This window comes from Planococcus sp. RAB007_Raresut (genome assembly GCF_057369535.1).
The window spans coordinates 1-232 of the sequence record NZ_JBXYIF010000293.1; the positions used below are offsets into that span (position 1 = coordinate 1).

The 232-nt window shown below is 68.5% G+C and carries 1 protein-coding gene; it reads left to right on the forward strand.

Translation table 11 applies throughout. The annotated features are described in order from the left end of the window. A partial coding sequence (locus tag AC2Q9J_RS18575; protein ID WP_499042216.1) for a sigma 54-interacting transcriptional regulator occupies positions 1 to 232 on the forward strand: 232 nt, incomplete at both ends.

Genomic DNA, 232 nt, shown 5'->3' on the forward strand with positions numbered 1-232 from the left:
CCCGAACGTTTCGAAGAGGAGCTGTTCGGCGAGGAAGCCGATGGCAAGCTCGTCCGTCCCGGCCTGCTCGTGACCGCCGACGGGGGGACGCTGTATCTCGACGAAGTCGCCGACATGCCGCTTTCCACCCAGGCACGGATCCTGCGGGTGCTCACCGAGCAGAGCTTCGTCCGCGTGGGCGGCACCCGTCAGATCGGGGTCGATGTGCGGGTGGTCCCGTCCACCTCGCGGG